The sequence below is a fragment of the Campylobacter concisus genome, from assembly GCF_003048445.1.
Taxonomy (GTDB): domain Bacteria; phylum Campylobacterota; class Campylobacteria; order Campylobacterales; family Campylobacteraceae; genus Campylobacter_A; species Campylobacter_A concisus_BF.
Genome location: NZ_PIQW01000015.1, coordinates 1 through 25,944, shown reverse-complemented (window position 1 = coordinate 25,944; position 25,944 = coordinate 1). Strand labels below are relative to the sequence as shown.

General features: G+C 41.0%; 29 protein-coding genes, 1 other RNA gene and 1 pseudogene. 27 read left to right on the top strand and 4 right to left on the bottom strand.

The features are described 5' to 3' along the window. Nucleotides 1–66 precede the first annotated feature (66 nt). From CVT14_RS09375 to CVT14_RS09345, 7 genes are all read left to right on the top strand, one after another. Nucleotides 67–735, top strand: coding sequence for a response regulator transcription factor (locus CVT14_RS09375; protein ID WP_021087309.1), 669 nt, complete (start codon nucleotides 67–69; stop codon nucleotides 733–735). Further along, on the top strand, nucleotides 719–1,825 hold the full coding sequence (locus CVT14_RS09370; RefSeq protein WP_107850190.1) for a sensor histidine kinase: 1,107 nt from the start codon (nucleotides 719–721) through the stop codon (nucleotides 1,823–1,825). Before CVT14_RS09375 ends, CVT14_RS09370 begins: the two co-directional genes overlap by 17 nt. A 49-nt stretch (nucleotides 1,826–1,874) precedes the next feature. After that, entirely contained in the window at nucleotides 1,875–2,885 is a 1,011-nt protein-coding gene (gene ruvB, locus CVT14_RS09365) for a Holliday junction branch migration DNA helicase RuvB (RefSeq protein ID WP_021086590.1), read from the top strand. A gap of 23 nt (nucleotides 2,886–2,908) precedes the next feature. Beyond that, nucleotides 2,909–3,988, top strand: coding sequence for a cytochrome C (locus CVT14_RS09360; protein ID WP_107850189.1), 1,080 nt, complete (start codon nucleotides 2,909–2,911; stop codon nucleotides 3,986–3,988). 201 nt (nucleotides 3,989–4,189) lie between these two features. After that, nucleotides 4,190–5,230: an AI-2E family transporter gene (locus CVT14_RS09355; protein ID WP_107850188.1), complete on the top strand. Its 1,041-nt coding sequence runs from the start codon at nucleotides 4,190–4,192 to the stop codon at nucleotides 5,228–5,230. A 14-nt stretch (nucleotides 5,231–5,244) separates the two neighbouring features. Beyond that, entirely contained in the window at nucleotides 5,245–5,616 is a 372-nt protein-coding gene (locus tag CVT14_RS09350) for an HIT family protein (RefSeq protein ID WP_103578136.1), read from the top strand. Then, a complete protein-coding gene (locus tag CVT14_RS09345) occupies nucleotides 5,609–6,496 on the top strand; it encodes a cache domain-containing protein (protein WP_021093479.1) in 888 nt (295 codons plus the stop codon). The genes CVT14_RS09350 and CVT14_RS09345 overlap by 8 nt, the downstream gene beginning before the upstream one ends. A gap of 86 nt (nucleotides 6,497–6,582) precedes the next feature. On the opposite strand, the gene panB is transcribed toward CVT14_RS09345, so the two are convergent. Continuing rightward, nucleotides 6,583–7,398 carry a 3-methyl-2-oxobutanoate hydroxymethyltransferase gene (gene panB, locus CVT14_RS09340; protein WP_107850187.1) on the bottom strand — a complete coding sequence of 272 codons (816 nt, stop codon included), beginning with the start codon at nucleotides 7,396–7,398 and terminating at the stop codon, nucleotides 6,583–6,585. Nucleotides 7,399–7,483: 85 nt separating this feature from the next. Here panB and CVT14_RS09335 point away from each other — a divergent pair, with 85 nt between their 5' ends. Next, on the top strand, nucleotides 7,484–7,888 hold the full coding sequence (locus CVT14_RS09335) for a hypothetical protein (protein WP_004317574.1): 405 nt from the start codon (nucleotides 7,484–7,486) through the stop codon (nucleotides 7,886–7,888). 30 nt (nucleotides 7,889–7,918) lie between these two features. Then, nucleotides 7,919–8,277, top strand: a transfer-messenger RNA (tmRNA) gene (gene ssrA / locus CVT14_RS09330). A 345-nt stretch (nucleotides 8,278–8,622) separates the two neighbouring features. On the opposite strand, the gene sppA is transcribed toward ssrA, so the two are convergent. Continuing rightward, nucleotides 8,623–9,486, bottom strand: a complete 864-nt coding sequence (gene sppA / locus CVT14_RS09320) for a signal peptide peptidase SppA (protein ID WP_107850186.1) — start codon at nucleotides 9,484–9,486, stop codon at nucleotides 8,623–8,625. Next, a complete protein-coding gene (locus tag CVT14_RS09315; protein WP_107850185.1) occupies nucleotides 9,474–10,691 on the bottom strand; it encodes a metal-dependent hydrolase in 1,218 nt (405 codons plus the stop codon). The genes sppA and CVT14_RS09315 overlap by 13 nt, the downstream gene beginning before the upstream one ends. An 84-nt stretch (nucleotides 10,692–10,775) precedes the next feature. Between CVT14_RS09315 and aroQ the strand changes: the two genes are divergently transcribed. The 11 genes from aroQ to mnmA are packed head-to-tail and all read left to right on the top strand — an operon-like array spanning nucleotide 10,776 to nucleotide 19,618. Then, the gene (aroQ, locus tag CVT14_RS09310; RefSeq protein WP_004317604.1) at nucleotides 10,776–11,255 is read left to right on the top strand and encodes a type II 3-dehydroquinate dehydratase; all 480 of its coding nucleotides are present in this window, start codon (nucleotides 10,776–10,778) and stop codon (nucleotides 11,253–11,255) included. After that, a complete protein-coding gene (locus CVT14_RS09305; protein ID WP_107850184.1) occupies nucleotides 11,252–12,277 on the top strand; it encodes a M24 family metallopeptidase in 1,026 nt (341 codons plus the stop codon). The genes aroQ and CVT14_RS09305 overlap by 4 nt, the downstream gene beginning before the upstream one ends. Continuing rightward, nucleotides 12,274–12,750: a 2-amino-4-hydroxy-6-hydroxymethyldihydropteridine diphosphokinase gene (gene folK / locus CVT14_RS09300; protein WP_021087347.1), complete on the top strand. Its 477-nt coding sequence runs from the start codon at nucleotides 12,274–12,276 to the stop codon at nucleotides 12,748–12,750. The genes CVT14_RS09305 and folK overlap by 4 nt, the downstream gene beginning before the upstream one ends. Nucleotides 12,751–12,760: 10 nt before the next feature. Further along, nucleotides 12,761–14,119, top strand: a complete 1,359-nt coding sequence (flhF, locus tag CVT14_RS09295) for a flagellar biosynthesis protein FlhF (RefSeq protein WP_107850183.1) — start codon at nucleotides 12,761–12,763, stop codon at nucleotides 14,117–14,119. Continuing rightward, on the top strand, nucleotides 14,112–14,978 hold the full coding sequence (locus tag CVT14_RS09290) for a P-loop NTPase (RefSeq protein WP_103599060.1): 867 nt from the start codon (nucleotides 14,112–14,114) through the stop codon (nucleotides 14,976–14,978). The genes flhF and CVT14_RS09290 overlap by 8 nt, the downstream gene beginning before the upstream one ends. A gap of 13 nt (nucleotides 14,979–14,991) precedes the next feature. Further along, nucleotides 14,992–15,336, top strand: a complete 345-nt coding sequence (locus tag CVT14_RS09285) for a hypothetical protein (protein ID WP_012140116.1) — start codon at nucleotides 14,992–14,994, stop codon at nucleotides 15,334–15,336. Further along, complete coding sequence (locus CVT14_RS09280; RefSeq protein ID WP_103596859.1) at nucleotides 15,308–16,012, top strand: RNA polymerase sigma factor FliA; 705 nt, start codon at nucleotides 15,308–15,310, stop codon at nucleotides 16,010–16,012. The genes CVT14_RS09285 and CVT14_RS09280 overlap by 29 nt, the downstream gene beginning before the upstream one ends. After that, nucleotides 16,012–17,115 (top strand): flagellar motor switch protein FliM, encoded by a 1,104-nt coding sequence (gene fliM, locus CVT14_RS09275; RefSeq protein ID WP_012140115.1) that lies wholly within the window; start codon nucleotides 16,012–16,014, stop codon nucleotides 17,113–17,115. Before CVT14_RS09280 ends, fliM begins: the two co-directional genes overlap by 1 nt. Further along, entirely contained in the window at nucleotides 17,105–17,959 is an 855-nt protein-coding gene (fliY, locus tag CVT14_RS09270; protein WP_021090090.1) for a flagellar motor switch protein FliY, read from the top strand. The genes fliM and fliY overlap by 11 nt, the downstream gene beginning before the upstream one ends. Beyond that, nucleotides 17,959–18,549 (top strand): TIGR00730 family Rossman fold protein, encoded by a 591-nt coding sequence (locus CVT14_RS09265; protein WP_021090074.1) that lies wholly within the window; start codon nucleotides 17,959–17,961, stop codon nucleotides 18,547–18,549. Before fliY ends, CVT14_RS09265 begins: the two co-directional genes overlap by 1 nt. Nucleotides 18,550–18,565: 16 nt before the next feature. Then, nucleotides 18,566–19,618, top strand: a complete 1,053-nt coding sequence (mnmA, locus tag CVT14_RS09260) for a tRNA 2-thiouridine(34) synthase MnmA (RefSeq protein ID WP_265094443.1) — start codon at nucleotides 18,566–18,568, stop codon at nucleotides 19,616–19,618. Here the strand turns inward: mnmA and CVT14_RS09255 are convergent. Then, nucleotides 19,605–19,967: a DUF488 domain-containing protein gene (locus tag CVT14_RS09255; protein ID WP_021093570.1), complete on the bottom strand. Its 363-nt coding sequence runs from the start codon at nucleotides 19,965–19,967 to the stop codon at nucleotides 19,605–19,607. The genes mnmA and CVT14_RS09255 overlap by 14 nt on opposite strands. A 173-nt stretch (nucleotides 19,968–20,140) precedes the next feature. Here CVT14_RS09255 and CVT14_RS09250 point away from each other — a divergent pair, with 173 nt between their 5' ends. From CVT14_RS09250 to CVT14_RS09225, 7 genes and pseudogenes are all read left to right on the top strand, one after another. After that, complete coding sequence (locus CVT14_RS09250) at nucleotides 20,141–21,070, top strand: ribose-phosphate pyrophosphokinase (protein ID WP_004317514.1); 930 nt, start codon at nucleotides 20,141–20,143, stop codon at nucleotides 21,068–21,070. 206 nt (nucleotides 21,071–21,276) lie between these two features. After that, nucleotides 21,277–21,363, top strand: a pseudogene (locus CVT14_RS10870) (hypothetical protein); the annotation flags it as partial. 92 nt (nucleotides 21,364–21,455) lie between these two features. Then, entirely contained in the window at nucleotides 21,456–21,962 is a 507-nt protein-coding gene (locus tag CVT14_RS09245; protein WP_021087398.1) for a YqhA family protein, read from the top strand. Between the two features lie 93 nt (nucleotides 21,963–22,055). Next, on the top strand, nucleotides 22,056–23,078 hold the full coding sequence (hemE, locus tag CVT14_RS09240) for a uroporphyrinogen decarboxylase (protein WP_107850181.1): 1,023 nt from the start codon (nucleotides 22,056–22,058) through the stop codon (nucleotides 23,076–23,078). Beyond that, a complete protein-coding gene (locus CVT14_RS09235; protein WP_107850180.1) occupies nucleotides 23,068–23,982 on the top strand; it encodes a radical SAM protein in 915 nt (304 codons plus the stop codon). The genes hemE and CVT14_RS09235 overlap by 11 nt, the downstream gene beginning before the upstream one ends. Before the next feature lie 3 nt (nucleotides 23,983–23,985). After that, on the top strand, nucleotides 23,986–24,804 hold the full coding sequence (locus CVT14_RS09230) for a pyridoxamine kinase (RefSeq protein ID WP_107850179.1): 819 nt from the start codon (nucleotides 23,986–23,988) through the stop codon (nucleotides 24,802–24,804). Nucleotides 24,805–24,952: 148 nt separating this feature from the next. Next, the coding region (locus CVT14_RS09225) for a cache domain-containing protein (protein WP_159071752.1) at nucleotides 24,953–25,944 on the top strand (992 nt) is incomplete at its 3' end.

Sequence of the window (25,944 nt, the reverse complement as noted above, 5' to 3'; positions counted from 1 at the left end):
AAATTTACCTATTAAGTATTACAATAGATAAAAATCTTATTAAAGTTTGTTTTTTAGGAGAGCATTTTGAAGATTTTGCTTTTAGAAGATGATTTGGGGTTTCAAGAGAGCGTCTGTGAGTTTTTGCAGACGCTTGGTTATGAAGTTACAGCGGTGAGCGACGGTCAAGAGGCTTGCGACTTGATAGAGAAAAATTTCTATCACCTTTTTATACTTGACATAAAAGTGCCTGGAGTAAATGGTCACGAAGTCATCAAGTATATAAGAAGTCTAAATCCAAACGCTCCTATCATGATAACGACATCTTTAGTCGATATAGACGATATGGCGATTGGCTACGAACTTGGCTGTAATGAGTATCTAAAAAAGCCATTTGAGCTAGCTGAGCTTAAATTTAGAGTTGCTGAGCTTATGCGAAAATACTATGGCACTGACGATAAAAACATAGTTAAGATAAATGACGAGTTTAGCTTCAACCTAAACAAGCGTGTGCTATATAAAAACGACAAAGCTGTTGATCTTAGTGCAAAAGAGGTCGCTTTGGTCGAGTGCCTGGTCTCGCACCTAAATTCTTACGTCAGTATGGAGGAGCTTAGAGATCTTGTCTGGAATGACAAAGATATCGAGGGCGCTGATATAAGAATGCACGTTTTAAAGATAAGAAATAAGACAACAAACGACTTTATCATCTCAAAGAGGCGCATAGGCTACAAGATAGATGCACAAGAGCTTTAAGATCCAGATCATAGCGACATTTGTCATAATGTCGCTTTTTTGCTTTCAAAGCTTTGTGATCTTAAATTTAAGCCAGAAAAACAGCAGCTCAAAAGCCCTTTTTGGTGCTATGAAGCATGAAACCATCATCAAAAATTCATTTCTCAAAAACGAAAATATAGCTAGCTCATTAAAATATAAATTTGCGATCTACGACGTAAATTTTAAACCAGTCATCTCAACACTTAGCAAAGAGCCAAGCAGCTTTAAATTTGTAACTCTAGAAGAGGGCGGGTACCTTTTTTACAAGAGCTTTTTTATAAAAGATAAGACCCCATACTACATCGTCGTAGAAAAGGAGCTTGATAATAAAAAGAACATCTTTTTAACAGCTATCATGCTGCTTGTTATACTTGTGGCGGTGCTATTTATCGTATATTTTTTATATTTAAGCAGTGTTAAACCTTACAAAGAGTTTCAAAAGTATATGAACAACTTCTTTAACGACGCCATGCACGAGCTAAAGACGCCCCTTGGCGTGGCTGGTATGAACCTTGAGATGCTGGGGCTTGAAAACAAGTATATAACCCGCATCAAAAACGCACTAAAACAGATGCAAATAACATACGAAGATGTTGAGTACTTCATAAAGCGAGGCTACATCAAATTTCCACTTGAGAGGCTAAATTTAGGCGAGTATGTTAAAGAGCGAGTGAAATTTCTCTCAAGCGTGGCTGATGTCAAGCACATCGTAGTAAAGACAAATTTAGCAAGCGAGGCATTTACTATGCTAAGCAAGGTAGAAGCTCAGCGCATCATCGATAACACCATAACAAACGCCATAAAATACAGCCCAAAAGAGAGCGAGATAATAGTAAATTTAGAGCTTGAAGCAGATCGCATAAATCTTAGCGTGCAGGACTTTGGCAAGGGGATAAAGGACGTAAAAAGGGTCTGGAAGCGCTACGTCAGAGAGGATGAAATCCAAGGCGGCTTTGGCCTTGGGCTAAATATCGTCAGCGAAATTTGCCAAAAACATGACATTTTATATGGCGTTGATAGCGTTTATGGTGAAGGCAGCACCTTTTGCTATAAATTTAAACGAGCTTAGATTAAGCATAAAAGCGTAAAATGAAGCCTTAAATTTAGAAGGAAAAACTTTGGATAGAATCGTTGAAATCGAAAAAGTAAGCTTTGAAAATGACTTTGAAGTCTCGCTAAGACCTAGCAAATTTGAAGACTATATCGGGCAAGAAAAGATAAAACAAAATTTAGACGTCTTTATAAAAGCAGCCAAAAAGCGAAATGAGTGCCTAGATCACGTGCTATTTTACGGCCCTCCAGGGCTTGGTAAAACCACCCTTGCTCACATCATCGCAAACGAAATGGGCGTAAGTATCAAAATGACTGCGGCTCCCATGATAGAAAAGAGTGGCGATCTTGCAGCGATCCTTACAAATTTACAAGAGGGCGACGTGCTTTTTATCGACGAGATCCACCGCCTAAGCCCAGCTATCGAAGAGGTGCTTTACCCTGCGATGGAGGATTTTAGGCTAGATATCATCATAGGCTCAGGGCCGGCTGCTCAAACTATCAAGATAGACCTGCCAAAATTTACGCTAATAGGCGCAACGACGCGTGCTGGCATGATCTCAGCGCCTTTAAGGGACCGCTTTGGGATGGACTTTAGGCTGCAGTTTTACACAAGCAGCGAGCTAAGCCGTATCGTGCAGATAGCCTCTGCCAAGCTTGGCAAAGAGTGCGACAAAAACGCCTCGCTTGAGATCGCCAAACGCTCACGTGCCACGCCAAGGATCGCTCTTAGACTATTAAAGCGAATTCGCGACTTTGCCGAGGTAAATGACGAGCTAATTATCAGCCACGAGCGTGCGAAAGAGGGGCTTAACGCGCTTGGTGTAAATTCGCTTGGATTTGACGAGATGGATATTAGGTATTTAGAAATTTTGATGCAAGCAAGGCGCCGTCCTATGGGGCTTAGCACGATCGCAGCGGCACTTAGCGAGGATGAGGGCACGGTTGAGGACGTCATCGAGCCATATCTACTTGCAAATGGCTTTATCGAGCGCACAGCAAAGGGCAGGATCGCAAGTGCGAAGTGCTTTGAGACCTTTAACGTCAAGATCGATATCGAAAAAGGGCTTTTTGAGTAGAGAAATTTAAATTTGGAGCAAAAATGAGCGAGCCACATCTTTGTCCTAAGTGCAAGCAAAGGACGATTTACTTTGACGGGATCTGCTACTGGTGCAGGCAAAAAGAGAAGCTGGAATTTTACGAGGGCCTAAGCGAGGACGAGATCAAAAAGAGGCAGAAAAATATCCTCGCTCACATTGACGAGCTAGATAAATTTGATGAAATTTACAGCGACCTCACATATATTTTTTATCTGCATGACATTTGCGATGAGCAGATCATTAATGAGCTGACAAAAAACGGCGAGTACTATCCACCTGAAATTTACAAAAAGGCTTCAACAAAGATCAGAGATGAGCTTATAAGCAGGCTCTCAAACGAAGAAAATATAGTCAAGCTAAATCACATCCTCTCGGCACTTGCCTGGCAGGGCGATGAGGTAGTAAGGGAGCTATTTTTTAAGCTTTATGGTGCGCCAAAGCCTTGGAAGACGAAGCTTTATGCCGACACTGATGGATACTCGCAGACTGCTGGCTGGAGCTTTGATAGCAGTGGCAAGAGAAGAAGCCTAGTTTTTGATAAGTGCTTTACCTGCCAGCCAAGTCAAAGCGCAGACGCAAGCGTTAAATTTAAAGCAGCAAATGATGAAAAGTGTAAATTTTGTAGCGGCGAAATGGTGGAGCTTAGTATCAAAAAAGAGAGCCTAAAGCGACTTGAGCTAGAGCTTAAAAATGACGCTGTGCTTAAATTTTGTCCAACCTGTGTTGGTTTTGTGCAGTACTTTTGCCAAAATGATGGCAGTAGTGTGCAAACTGACACCGTTGGTGATGGTGAGAGCGAAGACTATGTAAGAGAGGCTGTGGCGGTGCTTGATGGGCAAAATTTCGAGCTCGCCAGCGAGGTTTGCGCTCACTACTCATATATGATAGATAGCGAAATTTTGCTCGGCGGATATCCGCAGTGGCTGCAAGACACCGAGCATTTAGCCTGCCCAAAATGCGGTAAAACGATGAAATATCTAGCGCAAATTCCTTTTGGTGCTTTGGCGGATGTCGAGGGCACTATTTATATGCAAATTTGTGATGAGTGTGAGGTTGTCGGAGCAAATTTTCAGTGCACGTAAAAGGCTAAATTTTTAGGAGCTTTTGAGCTAGAAAATTTACGTAAGGCATAAATTTATCTAAATTTACTAAGTGCTAGCCCACGCTAAAATGCCAAAAGCCTGCTCTTTGCAAATTTGGCGCCAAAGCGTTTTAGTAAATTTATCAAGCAAATGAGTAGCTCTGATAAATCTGCTATAATTACCCCATTTTAAGGGAGCGAGATGAATAACAGGCTGTTTTTTGGAATTTTTGCGTTTTGTGCTTTGGCTTTGGTGGTCTATCTTTTTAAACCATTTTTACTTGACATTTTTATCGCAGCGCTGCTTGCTGTGGCTGTTGCGAACGTGCAGATCGCATTTTTAACGCTTACTAAAAACCGCAAAACGCTCTCGTCAGGTCTTACGACATTTGCGCTTCTTTGCCTATTTATCGCGCCGCTTCTTTACGCAGTCGTAGAGATCGCAAAATACGCAGCTGGCTTTGATATAAACAACGTCACAAAGACTATCGAATTTATCAAAAACTACGACTTTAGCCTGCCAGAATCGATAAATTTCTTAGAGCCAAAGATCAAGGAATTTATAGGCGGGCTTGATATCAAGATGCTCTTTTCGCAAGTCGCTGCTAATCTTGCAAATTTAGGCAAACTAAGCCTTAAATTTGGCGTTGATATGATCATCATCCTAGTCTTTTTCTTCTTTTGTAACCTTTATGGCAACGAGCTTATAAGCTACCTAAAAGAGGCGCTTCCGCTTAAAAAAGAGGACACTGAGTCGATACTTAGCGAGGTTGGCAACGTGATGGGCGTCGTTTTTTACTCAACCATCGCAAATATGATCATCCAGGGCTTTTTATTTGCCATTGTCACCAGTTTTTACGGCTATGACGGCGTGCTAACTGGCATCTTTTTTAGCTTCGCTTCACTAATCCCAGTCGTTGGTGGCTTTTTGGCGTGGGCGCCTATTAGCATTTATGAGTTTGCAAATGGCAACACAGCAGCCGCTATCACGATCGCACTTTACACCATCATTGTGATCTCATTTGGCGCTGATACCTTGCTAAAGCCGCTTGTCATTAAATTTATAAACTCAAAACTAGTCAAGATACCAACAAAGATAAACGAGCTACTCATCTTTTTTGCGATGATCGCTGGCATCACGACGTTTGGCTTCTGGGGCGTCATACTTGGACCTGCGATCGTGACATTTTTTATCTCAACGATCAAGCTTTACACGCTTTTGCGAGAGAGAAATTTCGTATAAAATAGGGGCAAAATATGATATATGAAGATAAATTTATAAGAGTTGAGCGCGAAGAGAATGAGCTTCCGTGGGTGAAAATTTTTACTGCTAAGCCATACCGAGAGCTAAGTGAGTGTGATGAGGCGAGTAGGGCTAGGCTTTTTGAGGCGATGCTGGTGGCTGAAAAGGCGATGCTTGAGTTTTATAAACCGACTAAGATAAACATCGCAAGCTTTGGAAACTACGTGCCACACGTGCATATTCACGTCATTGCGAGATTTGAAAATGATGCATTTTTCCCAGATAGCGTTTGGGCTAGCCCCAAAAGAAAAAGCGAGCTTGAGCTGCCTAAATTTGATGAGTTTGCTAAATTTTTAGAAAAAAAACTAAGGCTTAGTTTTGAGTAAATACAAAAAATATTTTAATATCTATATCGTTTTAGTCGTTTTTGCGCTACTTGGCAGCCTATTTTACTTTCTTTACAGCTCATACATGGCTGAAAAAAAGCAAAACAATATGCGCGTCTTTTTTGACTACCACGTAAAGCAGCTAAACAAAAGCATCGATGATGAGAAATTTTCATCAATGGCGATCTCGATCCTGCTTGCTCAAAATGAGTCTATACAGATGTGTTTGCTGGGTCAAAACCGCGATGAGTGCGTAAAAAACATCGAAAATTTGACCAAAACTCTTGGCGCAGCGTCGATGTATAACAACATCAAGCTTCATCTTTACGACAAAGATCTAAAAAGCTACGTAAGAAGCTGGGATCTAAACAGATATGGCGATATGATCGCTAGTGGTAGGTTTTTAGTCCAAGAGTCAAGGCGTCAAGATAGACCCATGGTTGGCATCGAGGCATGGTATGCTGGAGTGCATATAAGGGCTGTTTCAAATGTGATGCATGAGGGTAAAAACATCGGTAGCATCGAGGTTTTGCTAAACTACGACTCACTTGGAAATTTTTATAAAACGCAAGGCATAGACCTTTTCGTGCTCCTATCAAAAGATAAGATGCCAGCACACAAAAGCGCGCCGAGTGATCAAATTTTAAGGGATTATTACATCGAAAATTTGAGCAGTGCAAATTTAAATATAGTTGGAATTTTGCGTGACATAGACCTTAAAAAGTATGAATTTTACGTATATAAGACACACTATTTTTGTGTTGTGCCGCTACTTGATGCTAGCAACACGCAGATAGGCTACTACGTCCTTCATGTAAATGCCGACGAAAAAGAGCGAAATATCTCGCAAAACTATCTTGAATCAGAAGAGCTTTTTTAAATTTAAAAAGTATGCTCTAGCGCTTTGGTGTTGATAGAGCTTTTTGCAGAGTTTTTATGGGCTACTTTTAAATTTGGAGTATAAATTTAACCCTGATACGAAAACTCTTCGCTTGGGAAAATTTTGTTTTTTACTTCGTTAGCGTAGCTTTGCACGCCTTTTCGCACAAGAGTGGCTCCGTCAAGATAGCGCTTGACAAATTTAGGTTTAAAGTCCTCGAAAAATCCCAACATATCAGACCAGACAAGCACCTGCCCATCGACGTCTGACCCAGAGCCTATGCCCACAACTGGCACACGAACCTGCCTTGTTATCTCGCTTGCCACGTTGCTAAGCGTGCCTTCAAGCAGTATGCCAAACGCACCAGCTTGCTCAAATGCCAAAGCCTCATCAACCAGCCTTTTTGCCTCAAGCTCGCTTCTGCCTTTTATCTTATATCCGCCCTCAAATTTAAAAAACTGCGGTTTTAGTCCGATGTGAGCCATCACGTTTATGCCCTCTTCGCAGAGGCGCTTTACTAAATTTACCTGATGCATGCCAACTTCAAGCTTCACCGCATCGGCATTTGTCTGCTTAAAAAATTTCATCGCATTTTTGATAGCTTGCTTTTCATTTGTGTAGCTGCCAAATGGCATATCAGCTAGGATAAAACTCTTTTTAGCCCCAGTGCAAACGGCCTTTGTGTGATAAAGCATGGTGCTCATATCAGCACTTAGCGTGCTCTCTTGCATGTTAAAGCTCATATTTAAGCTATCGCCAACCAAGATGATGTCAGCATAATCATCAAAAATCTTCGCAAAAAGCGCATCGTAGGCGGTTATCATCACGATAGGCTCGGCGCCTTTTTTGTTTTTTATATCATTTATAGTTAGTTTTTTCTTTGCGGTTTTTTCATCTTTCATGGCTAAGTCCGGTAAATTTTGTGATAATGCTAACAATTTTATCAAAATTTTGCTACAATTACGCCAATTTCTTAAGGACATGAAAATGGGTATATTAAAAAGGCTTGAAGTCGATTATTCTTATGATATAGTTGAGGAGTTTCTCTCTCACTACACTTTGATGTGCGATTTACTAGAGCCTTTGATAATAAATTTAGGAAGAGCTGACAAGTATAAGGAGAGCATTTTAGAGCTTTCTAGGATCTTTCACAATATCAAATCAGCAGCAGGTTTTATGCATCTTGACCCGATCTTGAAACTAACGACTTTGGCTGAAGAGGTCACTCAAGAGGCTAGAAGCTTAAAAGGTCCAGCAAATGATAAATTTATAGATTGGTTGCTGCTTATTAGCGATCAGTTTCATAAATACAAAGGCGACGTCGAGAAAGACCTAGAGTATTTTAGCGTCCTTGAGCCAAAGATCATTGACGTACCTGCAAAGCTTGACTAAACAATCCAACTAAACCATTTCATTTTTTATGGGAGCGACTTGGCTTCGACAGGAGCAGAGTGTGTACGGTGGCACGTCGCTTTGAGCAAAGCGTAAAAAGCTCAAATTAAATTTAAACGCAAACAACGTTAATTTCGCTCCTGCTTACGCTAAAGCTGCGTAAGTTCAGTTGAGCCTCGCTTTGTCTCATTCTAGCTAGGATGTAAGCGAGTAATTTAGCTAGAGTAGGCCAGCAAAGTGACTGCTTGCTAGCTGAAATTTTAGTCTTAGTCTAAATTTTGGTTTTGGAAAGTGAGCCTTTTTAGATGAAATTTTCACTTTTGCTAAGCGTGTAGAGGCTGTATGGATTTTGCTTTTGGACAGGGGTTCGATCCCCCTCGCTTCCACCATCTACTTTAAATTTCTCTCAAATTTACTTACTTTTTAAATAGCATAAATTAAAAACAACCACGACCTATAAAAAGAAAAATGATATGTAAAATGAATTTGATTTTGCTAGCGACTTTTTCTTTTTATCACGACTAGGTGATAAATTTGGACTTTTGTATGAAAACTTTAATGTCATTATCAAAAATAGCATTTATGGTAAATTTGAGGTGCTTCAAAGGATAAATGAAACTACTTTTTTGATAAAAATAGCAGGGCGAGAACTCTTTGTGGATAGCGAGGGGATTTTAAAATAAGCTAGACATAAAAAGCTTTGCCAGCCAGTTAAATTTAACTTGGCTGGTTTTTTATCTAAGCTTTGTCTCGAAAAATGCGTTAAAAAGCGAGTTTATGCCTTGCTTTGTAAATTTCTCCATTATCTTTTCGAGCTGCGGTTTTTCTTGCCAGACGGGCTCATCTACGAGGCTTATTTTAGCTAGCTCATTTTGAGCGTCTATGTAGCTACCAAGGCTGTCTATTAGCCCCATTTTTAGGGCATTGTGCGCCAAAAAGACCCTTGCGTTTGCCCACTCGTCTTTTTTCTTGATATCTAAATTTCTAGCCTCCGCCACGTCGCTTACAAAGAGCATGTAAGCGTCATTTACGAGCCCTTGCAAGCTCTCACGCTCCTGCTTGCTCCAGCTCCTCATAAAGGTGCCAGCCTCTTTAAACTCGCCAGCCTTCACCACCTGCTCGCTCACGCCTAAATTTTTGGCTAAATTTTCGATGTTTGCCCCTTGCATGATGACGCCAATGGAGCCGATGAAAGCGCCTGGGTTTGCGACGATAGTATCGGCGTTTACGCCAGCGTAGTAGCTGCCACTTGCCATGTTGCCAGCTGCGTATGCGAGCACTTTTTTGCTCTCTTTTAGTCGCTTGACCGCCATGGCTAGCTCCACGCTAGGACTTAGCGCACCGCCTGGGCTGTCGATGTAGAGTAGCACGCCTTTGATGTTGCTATCACTCCTTGCTTTTTCTAGCGCTTCTAAAATTTCGCTTGTGTCCATTATCGTGCCGGTGATGTCTATGCGGGCTAAATTTGGCTCTTTCATCTTGCCATCTGGTGCGAAAATAAAAAATAAGATGAGCAAAAATATAAGCGCCTTAAAGTAGTTATTGATAAATTTAAAAATTCCCAAAAATCCTCTAAAAATAAGCCTTAAAATTTGCAAATTTTGCCTCCGATATATAGTTTTTTAGCCTCGTTTGTGTGAAGTATGAGCTGCAAAATTAGCTCGCTATCATCGCACTCTAGGTCGTTATAGACTGCGATATCAGCTGCGCGTCCTGCTTTTATCTCGCCGTTATTTGTCCTAAGCGCCTTTGCGCCCCCGTGCGTTGCAGCGACAAAAAGTCTGGTGGCAAGCTCGTTTAGATCAAGGCTAGCGTGGGTAAAAAGTGCAGCTCGTAGTTCATGCCAGAAATTTAGGCTGATATTTGAGCTAAGGCCATCTGTGCCGATGTTTAGACTGACGTTATTTTTGAAAATTTCTTTTAAATTTAGCGCCTTTTTGCCAAGTAGCCTATTTGAAACGGCGCAGTGTGTCACACTGTGATGAGGCTTAAATTTAGTAAAATCGCTCACATAAACGCAGTGCGTAAAGAGTGTATTTATCTCACGAAACATCGCAAAATAGCTATTCGCGTCATACATCGGCTTTGGGTCTTGGCTAAATCTTAAAAGATGCTTTTTAAAGCCACCGCTGCCGTCCTCTAGCCACTGCTTTTCAGCCTTGCTCTCTAAAAAGTGCGTGCTTACAAGAAGACCATCCTTTTTAGCTATCTCAAGGGCGGCTTTGGCTAGCTTTGGATGCACAGAGTAGGGCGAGTGCAGCGAGATAGCTGGTGTGAAATTTTGGCTTTTATAGCCCTTTGTTTTTTCAAATTTAGCTAAGAAATTTTGCAAATTTTGCTGAACCATCTGCTCATTTGAGCCTAAAATTTCACTAAAAAGCACGACTTTTAGCGGACTAGCGGCTAAAATTTCAAGCTCCGAGCCAAAGCTAGATATCTCGCCAATGGCACAAACTCCGCTTTTTAGCAGCGAATTTATGGCTTCATTCATCGCCTTTTTAGCGTCCATTTTAGCTAGCTCGCCGCCTTTATCGACGATAGAGCCAAGCCATTTTATAAAGTCACCATATTTTAGAGTGCTGACGTTTGAGCTAAACTCCAAATGAACGTGTGTATTTACGAAGGCTGGGGCTATCACGCTCTCACCAAAGTCGCAAATTTTCGCATCTTTAAATTTCTTTTGCGCCTCTTTTTCGCTTGTAATTTCTAAAATTTTATCACCCTCGATGACAACACAAGAATTTCTTAAAATTTTTGGATTTTCTCCGCCAGTGATGATCTTTTTTGCTTTTAAAATTTCCATTTCTAGCCTTAAATTTTTGTTATTGTAGCGAAAATTTAGGAACGAAAATGTATAATTTGGGCTATTTAATCAAAAAGGAGTGACATGGATAAGAAGCTAAAAATAATGGTTATCCAAGGCCCAAATATCAACATGCTTGGCGCTAGAGAGCCAGGAATTTACGGCGTTATGAAGATGGAGGATATCCACTCTCAAATGAAGATCGTTGCCGATCAAAATGACGTTGAGATCGAGTTTTTTCAAAGCAACCTTGAGGGCGAGCTAGTCGATAAGATCCAAGAGTGCTTGGGCGATGCTGACGGCATCATCATAAACCCAGCCGCTTACACTCACACCTCTATCGCTATCCGTGACGCGCTAAGTGCGGTTGCGCTGCCAGTTATCGAGGTGCATATCAGCAACGTTTATAGAAGAGAAGAGTTCCGCCATAAAAGCCTCATCGCACCAGTTGCAGCAGGCCAGATCGTGGGCTTTGGACCAGTTGGCTATCATTTGGCGATGATAGGCATGCTTCAAATTTTTGAGCAAATCAAAGCAGTAAGAGCAAATCAAAAAGCACAATGAATTTCATCTTAAAGGACGAAAACGCCGTATTTTATGAGTGCGGTTACAGCTGCGACAATGAGTTATTGCTGTGTCTTGACGGCGTGAAATACTTTTTCACGGACGCGAGGTATTATTTTGAGGCAAAAAGCTGCGTAAATGCAGGCGTAGTCGTTCTTTTGGCGCAGAGAAATTTAATAAGCGAGGTGCGGGCATTTTTAAGAAAGATGAAGCCAAAAAGCCTTGTTTTTAACCCTGACGAGCTAAATTTGAGCGAGTTTAACGCGCTTAGCAAGGGTTTTAAGATAAATTTCAAGCCAAAGGCAAATTTCTCTAGACTAAAGAGAATTTGCAAGAGCGAAGATGAGATAAAAATTTTAAAAAAGGCTAGCGAATTTGGAGCTAAATGCTTTGATGAATTTGCTAAATTTGTGCGTGAAAATGGCGAAGGGATGAGCGAAAAAGAGCTTCATTTCAACGCCTCGCTCATCTTTAGGCAAAAAAACGAGCTAGGTCTTAGCTTTGATCCGATCGTAGCGATAAACGAAAATGCCGCAAAGGCGCACGCGCTGCCTGGGGATAAAATTTTAAAAAAGGGCGATTTGTTGCTACTTGACGCTGGGGTTAAATTTAAGCGTTACTGCTCTGATCGCACCAGAACTGCTTGCTTTGATGAAAATTTTAACTTTTCAAAGGAGCAAAAATTTAAAAACGCCAAGATGCAAGAAATTTACGAGATCGTAAAAGAGGCTCAGGCTGCTGCGATAAAGGTCGCTAGAGCTGGCGTGAGGGCGTGCGAGATAGACCTTGCGGCAAGAAGTGTCATAGCAAAGGCTGGATATGAAAAGGCCTTTTTTCACTCGACAGGACATGGCGTGGGAGTCGATATACACGAGCTTCCAGTCATCTCAGCAAGAAGTGAAACGCTCATAAAAGAGGGCATGGTTTTTAGTGTGGAGCCTGGAATTTATCTAGAAAATGAATTTGGCGTGCGCATCGAGGACGTGGTAGTCGCAAGAGAAGGTGGGTGCGAAATTTTATGAGGCTAGCTGGAGCAAGAAAGATCGTAAAAAGCCGTTTTTGCCCTAGTTTTTTTCATAAAAGAGATGAGTTTAAGTATGAGGCGCTAGTTGGCATGGGTGGCAACATCGGCGATAGCGCAAAGAGGTTTGATAAATTTATAAGAGCGATTAGTGAAGATAGGCGTTTTCACGTAGTCGAAGTCTCGCCGATCCTTATAAATGCGGCGTTTGGCTACGAAGCGCAGGATGATTTTAGTAACGCTGTTATAAATTTACAAACATCTATGAGCCCTAGAAATTTGCTAAAAATTTTGGGGCACTATGAGAGTAAATTTAAGCGCGTGAGGACGTTTAAAAATGCGCCACGCACGCTTGATCTGGATATTTTGTATTTTAGTAAAAAAGTCTATAAGACGCCGCGCCTTATCGTGCCACACCCAGGGGCTAGTAAGAGGCTTAGCGTGATCGTGCCACTAGGGCTTATGAGAGGTTAAAAGGATATAAATGGCTACAAAATTTCATACTTTTACAGGTGAGAGCACCATCGAGGCTTTGAAAAAGGCTCAAGAAGCGTGCGGCGAGAAGGCCATACTCGTTACTACAAAGCAAATTCAAGCCAAAACGATAAACAAAAAGCCGCTTTATGAAATTTTAGTAAGCGTCGAAGAGGACGAGGTAAAACAGCCACCAAAGCCAAATGTAAAAGCAATAAATTATGAAAATGCCTACTCTAAATTTAGCAAAAACTACGAGCCGCCAAAGCCAAAATTTGAGATAAAAGAGGAGCCTGCTAAATTTGAGGCAAAGACGACGTCGCCTGAGCCTTACGACCCAAATGAGAGCGTGCTTTTAAATATCTCAGACGTCGCAAAAGAGATAAGTGCGATCGCAAATGTCGATATGAACGAGATAAAAGAGCCAAATACAAATGGCATGAATAAAAAAATAGACGACGTAGCGAAGCAAGTAAGCGTGCTAAGCGAGAAAATAGGGCTGATAACTGACATGATCTGGGACGAAAAAGCCCCAAATCGAAACAATCTCTTGATCCCGCCGGAGTTTGCTAGCATCTACAAGCTCGCAAAACAAAGTGGTATGAAAGAGGAGCATTTAGAGGCGATCATGCAAACGACGCTTGAAAATTTGCCTGTTTCTATGAAAAGCAACCCAACTGCGGTAAAAAGGTATTTCTACTCACTTTTACGAAATATGCTACCTTGCAGAAAAGAGCTAAGTGATAAAAAACAGCGCATAATGATGCTAGTTGGCCCAACCGGAGTTGGCAAGACGACGACTCTTGCAAAGCTCGCGGCTCGTTTTGCTTACGGCAACGAAAAGCGTTATAAAACGGGCATCATCACGCTTGATACATATCGTATCGGAGCGGTTGAACAGCTATTTCAATACGCTAAGATGATGAAGCTGCCGATCCTTGATGTCATAGAGGTCGAGGACTTTCAAAACGCCATAAAGCAGCTTAGCTACTGCGACGTGATACTAATCGACACCACTGGAAATTCGCAGTATGACAAAGAAAAGCTTGAAAGACTTGATAAATTTTTAAAGCATAGCGGCGCAAAGATCGATGTAAATTTAGTCCTCTCAGCTGGCTCAAAGGTCGAGGATCTGATAGAAATTTATAATGGATTTTCATTTTTAGAGATCGACACTTTAATAATCACCAAATTTGACGAGACCAAAATTTTTGGCAACGTCTTTTCGCTGATATATGAGACAAACACGCCAGTTAGCTACTTTAGCGTGGGTCAAGAGGTGCCTGATGATCTTGTGGAGGCAAGGAGCGAATTTTTAGTAGAGTGCGTGTTTGACGGCTTTACAAAGCAAAAGGCTAGCGATGAATAACCAAGCGCAAAAACTACAAAATTTAGTCCAGTCTCAAAATAAAGCTAAAAATACGCATTTTATAGCGATTACAAGTGGCAAAGGTGGCGTTGGCAAGAGCACGATAAGCGCAAATTTGGCAAATGTCTTGTCGCAAAATGGCTATAAAGTAGGGCTTTTTGACGCTGATATCGGCCTTGCAAACCTTGATGTGATCTTAAACGTCAAAATGGGCAAAAACCTGCTTCATGTGCTAAAGGGCGAGTGTAGCTTAAAAGATATCTTGATACCTATAAATAAAAATCTCATCCTCATCCCTGGCGAGAGCGGCGATGAAATTTTGAAATTTAACAATCAATTTTTATTTGAGAGGTTTTTAGATGAGGCGAGCGAGCTTGATGGGCTTGACTTTTTGATCATTGACACCGGTGCTGGCATAGGCGGCAGTACGCAGCTATTTTTAGAGGCGGCTGATGAGGTTGTTGTAGTAACCGTGCCTGATCCTGCGGCGATAACTGATGCGTATGCGGTCATAAAGATCGTTTCAAGGTTTAAAAATAATGAGCTTTTGCTTTTAAATATGGTAAAAAACGAGGCTGAGGCCACTAGAATTTATGAAAATGTAAAGCGAGTGGCAAATGCAAATATCGGACCAAGCTTAAATTTAGAGTTAATTGGCTACGTGGCTTCTGATAAGAGCGTGGCAAGGAGCATAAAGCAAAGGACGCTCTTTACAGATGACGAAGCTTACGGCTCTGCTAGCGTGCAGATCAAACAGATAGCTTCGAATTTGCTTTATAGGTTGGAACGAAAAGTGCTTAAAGATGAGCAAAGCAGGAGCTTTGGGGGCTTCTTTAAGCGTTTGATAGAACAATTTTAATGGAGATTGAGCTTTGCGTGCAGAAAATTTTATAGCATTTTTTACGGTTTGTGGATTTTTCATAGGCATAGTTTTTACCTTGCTAAAGGTGAGCGAGCCTATCGAAATGCTCGTTTATACGCTAGTTATTACCTTATTTTTCTACCTTATAATTCACATCGTGATAATGAACTACGTCGATGTAAAAAGGACTTTGAAGAAATTTTTTGACAAGCAAAGACATGAGGAGATCGCAGACTATCTCATCTCTGAGCTAAACGTTAGGGAAAAACGGATGGAAAATATCATGCTAAAAGTAACCACCGAAAATTTAGACTCTGGTAAGCAAAATGTACGAACTAAAGCAAAAGCAGCTTAACGCTTATAAAAGCACCATTAAAAAAGAGCAAGACGAGATCGTCTTAAAATACATACCAGCTCTGCGCGCGATGGCGTTTAGGCTAAAGGAGCGCTTGCCTTCAAGCATCGACGTAAACGACCTTATAAGCGTTGGCGTTGAAGAGATGATAAAGCTTAGCAGGAAGTATGACAAAGAGCAAAACGACTCATTTTGGGGATATGGCAAAAAAAGAATTTATGGCTCGATGTTAGATTATCTAAGAGCGCTTGACGTCGTTAGTAGAAGCGATAGAAAGCTAGTAAAGAGCATAAATACCGAGATAGATAACTACTTTAACACTCACGAAGAAGAGCCAAGCGACGAGTATCTGGCTGAAAAACTAAATGAAGATATCGAAAAGATAAGAGAGGCAAGGGGTGTTAGTGGCATCATCACTATCTTGCCAATAGACGAGCAAATGGAGCTAATCGGTCAAAGCGATGTTGAAAAAAGCGTAGAAAAAGAGGATCTTATCTTAAAGATCGAAAGTGCGTTAAAAGACTTTGACGAGCGCGATCAGATGATAGTTCAGCTTTACTACTACGAAGAGCTAAATTTAAAAGAGATCAGCGAGATAATGAACATCAGCGAGAGTAGAATTTCACAAATTCATAAACGTTTGCTTGATCGCATCAGACGCAGCTTGGGGGTTTAATGGCTGATATTTTAAGTCAAGAAGAGATAGATGCGCTACTTGAAGTCGTCGACGAAGACGGCGATACGAGCAATATCGAGATAGAAGAGAGCCCACAAGGCGAGCAAAAACAGATCATTATCTATGACTTCAAGCGTCCAAACCGCGTCAGCAAAGAGCAACTCCGCGCGATAAAAGGCATCCACGACAAGCTTGCTAGAAATTTAGCTAGTCAAATTTCAAGTGTCATGAGAAGTATCGTCGAGCTTAGGCTTCACAGCGTAGATCAGATGACATATGGCGAGTTTTTGATGAGTTTGCCAAGCCCAACTAGCTTTAACGTCTTTTCTATCAAGCCACTTGATGGAAACTGCATCTTAGAGATAAATCCAAGCATAGCATTTCCTATGATAGACCGCTTACTTGGCGGAACTGGTGAAAATTTCGAGGCAAACAGAGAGCTAACTGACATCGAGGTAAATTTACTTGATGCGGTGCTTAGGATGATCATGCAGCGCCTAAAAGAGAGCTGGTCGATGATAACTGATATGTATCCAAACGTCGAGGCAAAAGAGAGCAGCCCAAACGTCGTTCAGATCGTATCTCAAAACGAGATCGTCATCATGGTCGTCATGGAGATCATTGTTGGTGGCTCAAGCGGCATGATAAATTTATGCTATCCAGTCATCTACCTAGAGCCGATCCTATCGCGCCTTGCAAACAGGGACATCATGCTTGGCGAAACTAGCGCTAAAAAGAGTAGAAACAAAGAGCTAAAAACGCTAATAGGCCGCGCCGAGGTGCTTTATGAGGCGATCCTTGGCAAATCAATCGTTAGCGTAAATGAGTTTTTAAATTTAAAAGAGGGCGATATCTTAAGGCTTGATAGAGGAGCTGATGATAAGGCGATCGTTTGTATCGACAAAAAAGAGGTATTTTTGGCTGAAGTTGGGCTTCATAGATTTAGAAAGTCTATCAAGATCGAGCAGCTAATCCGCTCTGATAAAGACGAGATCAAACACATCTTAGAAAAATACGAAGAAGAGCGAAAAGCAAAACTAATGGCATACGACGAGGCCAACGAACACAACAACGAAGAAGAGAGCGAAGATAATGACGAATGAATTTTTTAACATCTTTTCAAATGAACTAAAAGCGACCATCGAAGGGCTAACTGGTAGAGCGCCAGAGATCGGCGAGAGAAATGAATTTGACGCGCCAGCGCAAAATGGTATAAAACCGCCAGTTGTCATGGCTAGCGTGACATTAAGTGGCGACATCAATGCAAAAGCCGAGATCGCCTGCACGCCAGTGCTCATAAGCGCAGTTAGCGAGTGGATGATGGGCGAAGAAGAAATTTCAAAGAATGAAAACCTCGGAAGCGACGAGCTTGACGCTGCAAAAGAGATATTTTCAAACCTTTTTAGCGCATTTAGCACCTCTCTTGGAGCACAAAAAGGTATGCCAAAGATCAGCTTTGAGGTGATAAATGTAAATTTCTTAGATGAAAACTCATCGCTTGATTTTAGCGTTTTTGAAAAGCTTTTTTTGTTTAACATAAAGATCGAGGATCTAAATGAGCATGTGGCTTTTGTCTGCGATCACACGCTTATGAGATTTTTTGAGCCTGCTAAAAGCGAGCCAGCAGATGCTGCAAAAGCTGCAGCCGCTCCCCATGCACTAAAGGGCGAATTTAGCGCAGAAGAGATGAGAAATATCGGCCTTATCATGGACGTTAGACTACCAATGCGCGTTCGTATCGGCTCAAAAAGGATGCTCTTAAAAGATGTGCTCACTATGGATATAGGCTCAGTCATCGAGTTAAATCAACTCGCAAACGACCCGCTTGAAATTTTGATAGGAGATAAGGTGATAGCCCTTGGCGAAGTGGTTATAATAGACGGCAACTTTGGCATCCAGATCACGCAGATAGGCTCAAAACGCGAGAGGCTTCAGCAGTTAAAATAATGAATGAATTAGTAAATGACCTCTTAAAATTTCCAAGCGTTTTAAAGTATAAAAACAAAAATGTAACCTTCTTTGGCTCAGCTAGGTTTGATGAAGAAAATTTCTACTGCAAAAAGGCATACGAGCTAGCTTACAAGCTAAATGAGCTAGGTTTTGCCATCTTAACTGGCGGAGGAGATGGCATAATGAGAGCGGCAAACAAGGGTGCATTTGACAGCGCAAAGTCCCCTAGCGTCGCACTAAACGTGAGGCTTCCGTTTGAGCAAAATACAAATCCATACGTCACCGCAAAATATCTCTTTTCAAATTTAAGCCCAAGAAAATTTGCCCTAACTGATAGCTCTATCGCATTTGTCGTCTTTCCTGGCGGCTTTGGCACACTTGATGAGCTATTTGAAATTTTGGTGCTAGCTCATGTTGGTAGCAAAAAAGTGAAAATTTTTCTTTATGGATGCGAGTTTTGGCAAGGGCTTGATGAGTTTATACGAAAGACGCTGATCCCTCAAAAAACGATAAACGAAGAAGATTTAAGCTTATATAAAATCACCGATGATCTGGAGCTTATCGTAAGCGAAATTTTGGCTATTTAAAAATAAGATATAAAATATCGCCTTTAAATTTAAAAAAGGTAAAAATATGAAAATAATGGTTGCAATGAGCGGCGGCGTAGATAGCACGATGACGGCTAAATTTCTGCAAGAGGCTGGACATGAGGTGCAAGGCTGCTACATGATGCTTCATCAAAAGCCAGGATACCACGAAGAAAACATCAGGAAAGTCAAAAAAGTGGGCGAATATCTTGGTATCAAGGTGCATATCCTAGATCTGCAGGATAAATTTAACGAATATGTCTATGATCCATTTGTCAGGCTCTATAAAGAGGGCAAAACGCCCAATCCTTGCGCCTTGTGTAATAAATTTATAAAGCTTGGTGCGCTACTTGACTTTGCAAAGGCAAATGGCTGCGAGAAGCTTGCTACTGGGCATTATGTGCAGGTGGTTGATGGTTTTATAACCTGCGCCAAAGATCCTAGCAAGGATCAAAGCTACTTTTTAGCTCAGGTGCCAAAAGAGGTGCTAAAAGATGTCATTTTTCCACTTGGAGATAAATTTAAAAAAGATATAAAAGAACTAGCAAGAGGCGTAAAAGTGCTTGAAGAGTTCGCTACTCAGGCTGAAAGCAGCGAAATTTGCTTTGTTGAGGACACATATATCGAGGTTTTAAATAAGCACTATAATACAAATTTGCCAGGCAACGTGGTCGATAAAGACGGCAATATCATCGGCCGCCACCAAGGCTACATGCACTACACTATTGGCAAACGCCGTGGCTTTGAGGTTTTTGGCGCTCACGAGCCACACTTTGTCATCAAGATAAATGCCGAAAAAAACGAGATTGTTGTCGGCACAAAGGACGACCTTGTTCAAAAGGTGGTTGAGCTTGAAAATGTAAATTTATTTATCGATGAAGATAAATTTGAGTGCGAAACCAAGATAAGGTATAGAAGCCCTAAACTTGAGGCTTTTGTAAAGGTAGATAAAGCTAACAAAACCGCAAAGCTAACGCTAAATCAAAACGCACTTGGCGTAGCGCAAGGTCAGCTTTGCGTGATGTATGATGGTGATCGCGTCATCGCAAGTGGCTTTATAAAGAACTAAGCGCCTCTTTTATCACCTTAACGTGGCTAAATTCTGGCTCTTTGACAGCGGTCAGAAGCGCCACGTTTTTATACTCTTTTTCTAGCTTTTTAAGCTCTTTTAGTCCCTCTTGCTCCTCTTTGCCGTTTAGCTCCTGCCTAAATTTTTTGCAAAATTCATCAAACCTAGCCTCTTTATCTTCATGAAACCATGACCTTAGCTCGTTTGACGGAGTGACTGATTTTAGCCAGATGAAGCTAGAAAATATCTCTTTTTTCACGCCTCTAGGATAAAGTCTATCGATAAAGACACCTTTAAATTTCTCGTCGTCGCTTTTAATAAAGTCGTAAATTCTACATATCTTAAACATGTTTGTTATCTTAGTCCTCATAAATTTACAAATGTAAAATGATATAAAAATTTAGTGTAAATTTTGGCTTTTGGAGTAGAAAATTTGACTAAAAATAGTTGGTAAATAAATTTAAATTTAAAGCTCATTTTGATAAAATCACAACATAAAAATCACTAAAAAAGGTTACTATTATGAGAGGCTATAAAATTTTCTCAGGCACCGCAAACATCGAGCTTTCGAAGAAAATTTCGCAATATTTGTCGCTTCCACTGAGTGAAGCTAGCATTAAAAGATTTAGCGATGGTGAGATCAGCGTGCAAATCGGCGAAAGCGTGCGTGGGAAAGATGTTTTTGTCATCCAGCCAACATGTGCCCCAGCAAATATAAATTTAATGGAGCTTCTTATCTTAACTGACGCTTTAAAACGCAGCAGTGCAAGCTCTATAACAGCGATAGTGCCGTATTTTGGCTACGCTAGACAAGACAGAAAAGCAGCTCCCAGAGTGCCTATCACTGCAAAACTTGTGGCAAATATGATGCAAACAGCAGGCATCGACAGGGTCGTGACGATGGACCTTCACGCAGGACAAATTCAAGGATTTTTCGATATCCCAGTAGATAACCTTTATGGTAGTATCATCTTTAACGACTACGTAAAAGCTAAAAATTTACCAAATCCAGTTGTCGCAAGCCCAGATGTAGGAGGCGTGGCTCGTGCTAGAGCCTTGGCAAAAAATCTAAATTTATTAGATATGGTCATCGTTGATAAACGCCGCGAGAAAGCAAACGAGAGCGAAGTGATGAACGTGATCGGCGATGTTAAAGGCAAAGATGTGATCTTGGTCGATGATATGATCGACACTGCTGGCACCATCGTAAAAGCGGCTGAGATTTTCAAAGAGCGCGGCGCAACTAGCGTAATGGCGTTTTGCACGCATCCAGTGCTTAGCGGACCAGCCTATGATAGGCTAAAACTTGGCTTTTTAGACGAGCTAGTGGTGACTGATACGATCCCATTAAAAGAAGAACTTCCTTGTATAAAAGTGCTAAGCACAGCTTCACTATTTGGCGAAGTGATACGCCGTGTTTATCACAACGAAAGCGTAAATAGCTTGTTTTAGTAACCATTGCAGGCTAAAGCGTTAGCCTGCTAAATTTATCCGTTTTGGCTAATTGATATTTATCTTTTGGGTTAAATTTCTAGCCAAAAAGACTTAAAAGCCTACTTGCGACGAGCCTAAATTTAAAGTCAAATAAATACAAATCGCAATGAAATCTCGCCACTAAATTTCTACACGCTAGCTACTAAAATTTAAATAAGCCGTAATTAAGATGCAGTGCTGATCAGATCCGCGTTGGAGCTGCGACAAATGCCGTTAGGATCGCACAAAAATGGATCATGATGCAGGAGTAGTTTGCACTAAAATTAATTGCGATTTTGCACCTAAATTTTAAGGAAAAAACTATAAAATACGACCTTTTTAAATTTCACAAAAAGGGTTTTTATTGCGTAAAATATTTGAGAGAATTTTGCTTGCAAGCAACAGTTTCACGCTTTTTCCGGTAGTCTTTGGACTTTTAGGTGCGATCGTGCTTTTCATCATCGCAAGTTATGATGTCGGCAAGGTGCTTTTAGAGGTTTATAAATATTTCTTCGCTGCAGATTTTCACGTTGAAAATTTCCACTCAGAGGTCGTTGGCGAGATAGTTGGAGCGATCGATCTTTACTTGATGGCGCTTGTTCTTTATATATTTAGCTTCGGAATTTACGAGCTTTTCATCTCAGAGATCACACAGTTAAAGCAGTCAAAGCAGAGCAAGGTGCTTGAAGTGCATTCGCTTGATGAGCTAAAAGACAAGCTTGGCAAAGTGATCGTCATGGTTTTAATCGTAAATTTCTTCCAAAGAGTGCTTCACGCAAACTTCACAACACCGCTTGAGATGGCCTATCTTGCGGCTTCTATCCTAGCGCTTTGCCTTGGACTTTATTTCCTTCACAAGGGAGATCACTAAAATTTTAAGCGTTTTTACGCTTAAAATTTCTTCTACATCTTTTCTTTTAGCTATTTTTGGATAATATCCCTTTAAAAATTTAAAGGAAATTTTATGATATTCATAGACGCTTGTTTGAAAAAACCTACGCCATACACGCCTGTTTGGATGATGCGGCAAGCTGGCAGATACTTGCCTGAGTATATGCGAGTACGCGCGCAAGCAGGGGATTTTTTGTCACTTTGCAAAGACTATAAAAAGGCTAGCGAGGTCACGCTTCAGCCAGTTGATATCCTGGGCGTTGATGCGGCTATTTTGTTTAGCGACATTCTCGTTGTGCCACTTGAAATGGGCATGGATCTGCGCTTTGAAAAGGGCGAGGGACCAGTTTTTAGCGAGCCTTTGCGTGATGAGGCCGCTCTTGATGCACTTAGCGTCAAAAGATCGGTTAAAAATTTAGCATACGTCTATGACACGATCAAGCTTACAAGAGAAAATTTGGCGCAGGATAAAGCGCTCATTGGCTTTTGTGGTGCGCCGTGGACGATAGCTACATATATGATTGAGGGTGGTGGCAGCAAAAACTATGCGGTCTGCAAAAAAATGCTCTATAAAAATCCAGAATTTTTGCATCAAATTTTAGAAAAAGTGACGCAAGCGCTCATTCTTTACGTTAAAGAGCAGATAAAAGCTGGCGTAAATGCCGTGCAAATTTTTGACAGCTGGGCGGCTGCACTTGAAGAGCAGGCATATTTTGAGTTTGGATTTAACTATATAAATAAGATAGTTGATAGCGTCAAGGCTGAATTTCCAGATATCCCAGTCATAGTTTTCCCAAAAGGTATAAGCGGCTATCTGGATAAAATTTCAGGTAAATTTGACGTTTTTGGAGTTGATTGGAGCACGCCGATCGAGCTTGCAAAAGAAAAACTTAGCCCAAGATACGTCCTTCAAGGCAATATGGAGCCAACAAGGCTATATAGCAAAAAGGCGATCGACGAGGGAGTTGATAAAATTTTAAGTACGATGAAAGGCGCACCGCATATTTTCAACCTTGGTCATGGGATCTTGCCAGATGTGCCAGTTGAAAACGCAAAATATTTCATAAAAGAGGTTCAAAGAAAAAGTGCAAGATAGCACTATCGTCTTTGGACCGATAAATTCGCGCCGTTTTGGCATGAGCCTTGGCATCGATCTAAGTCCAAAGCAAAAATCATGCAATTTTGACTGTGTTTATTGTGAGTTAAAGGGCGCAAAACCTGTTGAAGAGATAGAAAATCCACCAAGCGTTAATGAGATCATAAGCGCTTTAAAAGAAGCATTAAAAGTTCATCAAAACATCGATGTCATCACGCTTACAGCAAATGGCGAGCCAACTCTTTATCCATACTTAAAAGAGCTGATCGTAAAAGTAAATGAGATAAAGGGCAAGGCAAAAACTCTCATCTTAAGCAACGGTTCAGGCGTGATGGATCAAAAAATTTGTGAAGCGTTATATGGGCTTGATATAGTTAAATTTAGCCTTGATAGCGCCGTGCAAAGCACATTTAAAAAGATAGACCGCAACAAAAGTGGCATAGAAGTAAATGAGCTAGTAAAAGCAATGGCTAAATTTCGCAAGGAATTTAAGGGTGAGCTTGTGCTTGAAATTTTGGTCGTGGCTGGATTTAACGACAAAGAAGAGGAATTTATAGCTCTTAATGAGGCTATAAATGAGATAGCTCCGCACCGAGTGGATGTGGGCACGATAGATCGCCCGCCAGCTTACAACGTAAAAGGCGTTGATGCTAGTAGGCTTGAAGAGCTTGCAAGCAAGATAAAAGGCGTGCCAGTCACCATAGCTAGGGCTCACAAGATAGAGCAAAAGTATGAATTTAGCAAGAGTGAAATTTTAGCCATGCTAGAGCGCCGTCCGCAAACTATGGCAAATGTAGAAGAAAATTTCTCAGAGCACTCAAAGCAAATTTTAAATAGCCTTTTGCAAGACGGCGTGGTTTATCAAACTGATGTTGCTGGCGTTAAATTTTATAAATTGAGATGATAGATGAAGCGAATTTTAACTGTACAAGACATCTCGTGCGTGGGCAAATGCTCGCTCACAGTCGCACTTCCCATAATCAGCGCCCAAGGCATCGAGGCGTGCATCTTACCAACGGCACTGCTCTCAACTCACACTGGCTTTAAAAATTTCACTTTTCGTGATTTGACTGATGAATTTGACGCTATAACGCAGGTTTGGCACAAAGAGGGCATTAGCTTTGATGGAATTTACACTGGATTTTTAGGTAGTTTTAGGCAGCTCGAGCTTATAGAGAGGGTCTTTGCTGAGTTTGATAGTGGCTCTTTGCTAAGGCTTGTGGATCCTTGCATGGGCGATAATGGTAAGCTCTATCACGGCTTTGATGAGAAATTTGTGGCAAAGATGAGAGAGCTTTGCACAAAGGCACACGTCATCACGCCAAACATAACTGAGGCAAGTTTTATGTGCGCTAAACCATTTTTAAGTGATGGATACGGCGAGGATTACATTTTGGAGCTGCTTGAGGGTTTGGCTAGTTTTGGCGTGCAAAAGATCGTTTTAAAGGGCATTAGATACAAGCAAAATGAGTGTGGTATCATAGCTTACGATGCAAAAACGAAAGAAAAAGTGGAGTATTTTCACGAGTATTTGCCCTTTCACGCAAGCGGCACCGGAGATATCTTCGCTTCAGTGCTTTTTGGCTCGCTTATAAATGGAGAAAGCATGCAAAATGCTATCAAAAAGGCAGCAAATTTTGTACTTGAGAGCATCAAGATCACGCTAAAAGATAATAATCGTACAAAATATGGTGTGCAGTTTGAAAAGTTGCTTAGAAATTTTTAGCACTTTAGCGCAAAGAGTGATTTAAATTTGTGTCATTATAACCCCTCAAAGTAACATAGTTAAAACAAAATTTCATATTTATTTAAATTAATTTTACTTTTATATAAAAAGTTGAATAATTACGCAAATATTGATCAAGGAGTGATTTATGAAGTCTTTAAGGATTAAAATTTCTGTTATTTTGACAGCTGTGATCGTGCTGCTACTAATCGGCGTTAGCCTCATTAGTTACAACATAGCTCGCAACCTATATACAGAAAAAGTTGTGAAAGATGAGCTACCTCTAGCTGTCTCTAACGTTGCAGGTGAGATCGGCTATGCCATAGACAAGATCATCAACACCTCTTATCAGATGACCAAAAACGACTATCTTCTCAAGTGGATCGACGAGGGCGAGTCAAAAGACGGATTAGCAACGCTTTTTAACTACAACACCGACCTTATGAAGGCGTTTAACCTCTCAACGGCGATGTTTGTCTCTGATAGAACTCTAAACTACTACACAAACGACAAAATTTTAAAACAGCTTAGCAAGGACAATCCACGTGATAGCTGGTACTTTGACGTTAAAAATGGCAAAGAGATAAATTCTCTAAACATCCAAGTCTCAGAAGCTACTGGCTCGCTAACACTTTATGTAAATAGCAAGGTTGAAAAAGACGGCAAATTTTATGGCGTCAGCGCGATAGGTATGAACCTTGATGACATCGTAAATTTAGTCACTTCAAAAACCATGGGCGAGGGCAGTAAATTCCTAATGGTTGATTCAAGCGGTATCGTAAAGATAGAAAAGAGCGACAGGGTCGGCAAAGTAAATGTAAAAGATATCCTTGGCAAAGAGAAATTTGATGTCTTGATGAATAAAAATGGCGGCGTCATCCGTCACTTTAACGGCACGAGAAATTTGATAATTGGCTCAAAATATATCCCAAGCCTTGATTGGTACCTATTTGGTGAGATGGACGAGGATGTGCTTTTAAAAGATTTGCATACGCTATTTTACTCAGCTATCGGCGTTATCTTAGCAGCGATCATCATCTCTGTGATAGTTTCACTTCTAATGTCGTCTTACCTCCTAAAAATCATCCTCAAACTAAAAACAGGCCTACTATCTTTCTTTGATCTACTAAATCACAAGAC

What these genes read in the sequence shown, in the direction of transcription:
- CVT14_RS09370 (WP_107850190.1), top strand. Translation starts at nt 719, where the DNA reads ATGCACAAGAGCTTTAAGATCCAGATCATAGCGACATTTGTCATAATG.
- CVT14_RS09360 (WP_107850189.1), top strand. Translation starts at nt 2,909, where the DNA reads ATGAGCGAGCCACATCTTTGTCCTAAGTGCAAGCAAAGGACGATTTAC.
- CVT14_RS09355 (WP_107850188.1), top strand. Translation starts at nt 4,190, where the DNA reads ATGAATAACAGGCTGTTTTTTGGAATTTTTGCGTTTTGTGCTTTGGCT.
- CVT14_RS09350 (WP_103578136.1), top strand. Translation starts at nt 5,245, where the DNA reads ATGATATATGAAGATAAATTTATAAGAGTTGAGCGCGAAGAGAATGAG.
- panB (WP_107850187.1), bottom strand. Translation starts at nt 7,398, where the DNA reads ATGAAAGATGAAAAAACCGCAAAGAAAAAACTAACTATAAATGATATA.
- CVT14_RS09335 (WP_004317574.1), top strand. Translation starts at nt 7,484, where the DNA reads ATGGGTATATTAAAAAGGCTTGAAGTCGATTATTCTTATGATATAGTT.
- CVT14_RS09315 (WP_107850185.1), bottom strand. Translation starts at nt 10,691, where the DNA reads ATGGAAATTTTAAAAGCAAAAAAGATCATCACTGGCGGAGAAAATCCA.
- aroQ (WP_004317604.1), top strand. Translation starts at nt 10,776, where the DNA reads ATGGATAAGAAGCTAAAAATAATGGTTATCCAAGGCCCAAATATCAAC.
- CVT14_RS09305 (WP_107850184.1), top strand. Translation starts at nt 11,252, where the DNA reads ATGAATTTCATCTTAAAGGACGAAAACGCCGTATTTTATGAGTGCGGT.
- folK (WP_021087347.1), top strand. Translation starts at nt 12,274, where the DNA reads ATGAGGCTAGCTGGAGCAAGAAAGATCGTAAAAAGCCGTTTTTGCCCT.
- flhF (WP_107850183.1), top strand. Translation starts at nt 12,761, where the DNA reads ATGGCTACAAAATTTCATACTTTTACAGGTGAGAGCACCATCGAGGCT.
- CVT14_RS09290 (WP_103599060.1), top strand. Translation starts at nt 14,112, where the DNA reads ATGAATAACCAAGCGCAAAAACTACAAAATTTAGTCCAGTCTCAAAAT.
- CVT14_RS09280 (WP_103596859.1), top strand. Translation starts at nt 15,308, where the DNA reads ATGTACGAACTAAAGCAAAAGCAGCTTAACGCTTATAAAAGCACCATT.
- fliM (WP_012140115.1), top strand. Translation starts at nt 16,012, where the DNA reads ATGGCTGATATTTTAAGTCAAGAAGAGATAGATGCGCTACTTGAAGTC.
- fliY (WP_021090090.1), top strand. Translation starts at nt 17,105, where the DNA reads ATGACGAATGAATTTTTTAACATCTTTTCAAATGAACTAAAAGCGACC.
- CVT14_RS09265 (WP_021090074.1), top strand. Translation starts at nt 17,959, where the DNA reads ATGAATGAATTAGTAAATGACCTCTTAAAATTTCCAAGCGTTTTAAAG.
- CVT14_RS09255 (WP_021093570.1), bottom strand. Translation starts at nt 19,967, where the DNA reads ATGTTTAAGATATGTAGAATTTACGACTTTATTAAAAGCGACGACGAG.
- CVT14_RS09250 (WP_004317514.1), top strand. Translation starts at nt 20,141, where the DNA reads ATGAGAGGCTATAAAATTTTCTCAGGCACCGCAAACATCGAGCTTTCG.
- hemE (WP_107850181.1), top strand. Translation starts at nt 22,056, where the DNA reads ATGATATTCATAGACGCTTGTTTGAAAAAACCTACGCCATACACGCCT.
- CVT14_RS09230 (WP_107850179.1), top strand. Translation starts at nt 23,986, where the DNA reads ATGAAGCGAATTTTAACTGTACAAGACATCTCGTGCGTGGGCAAATGC.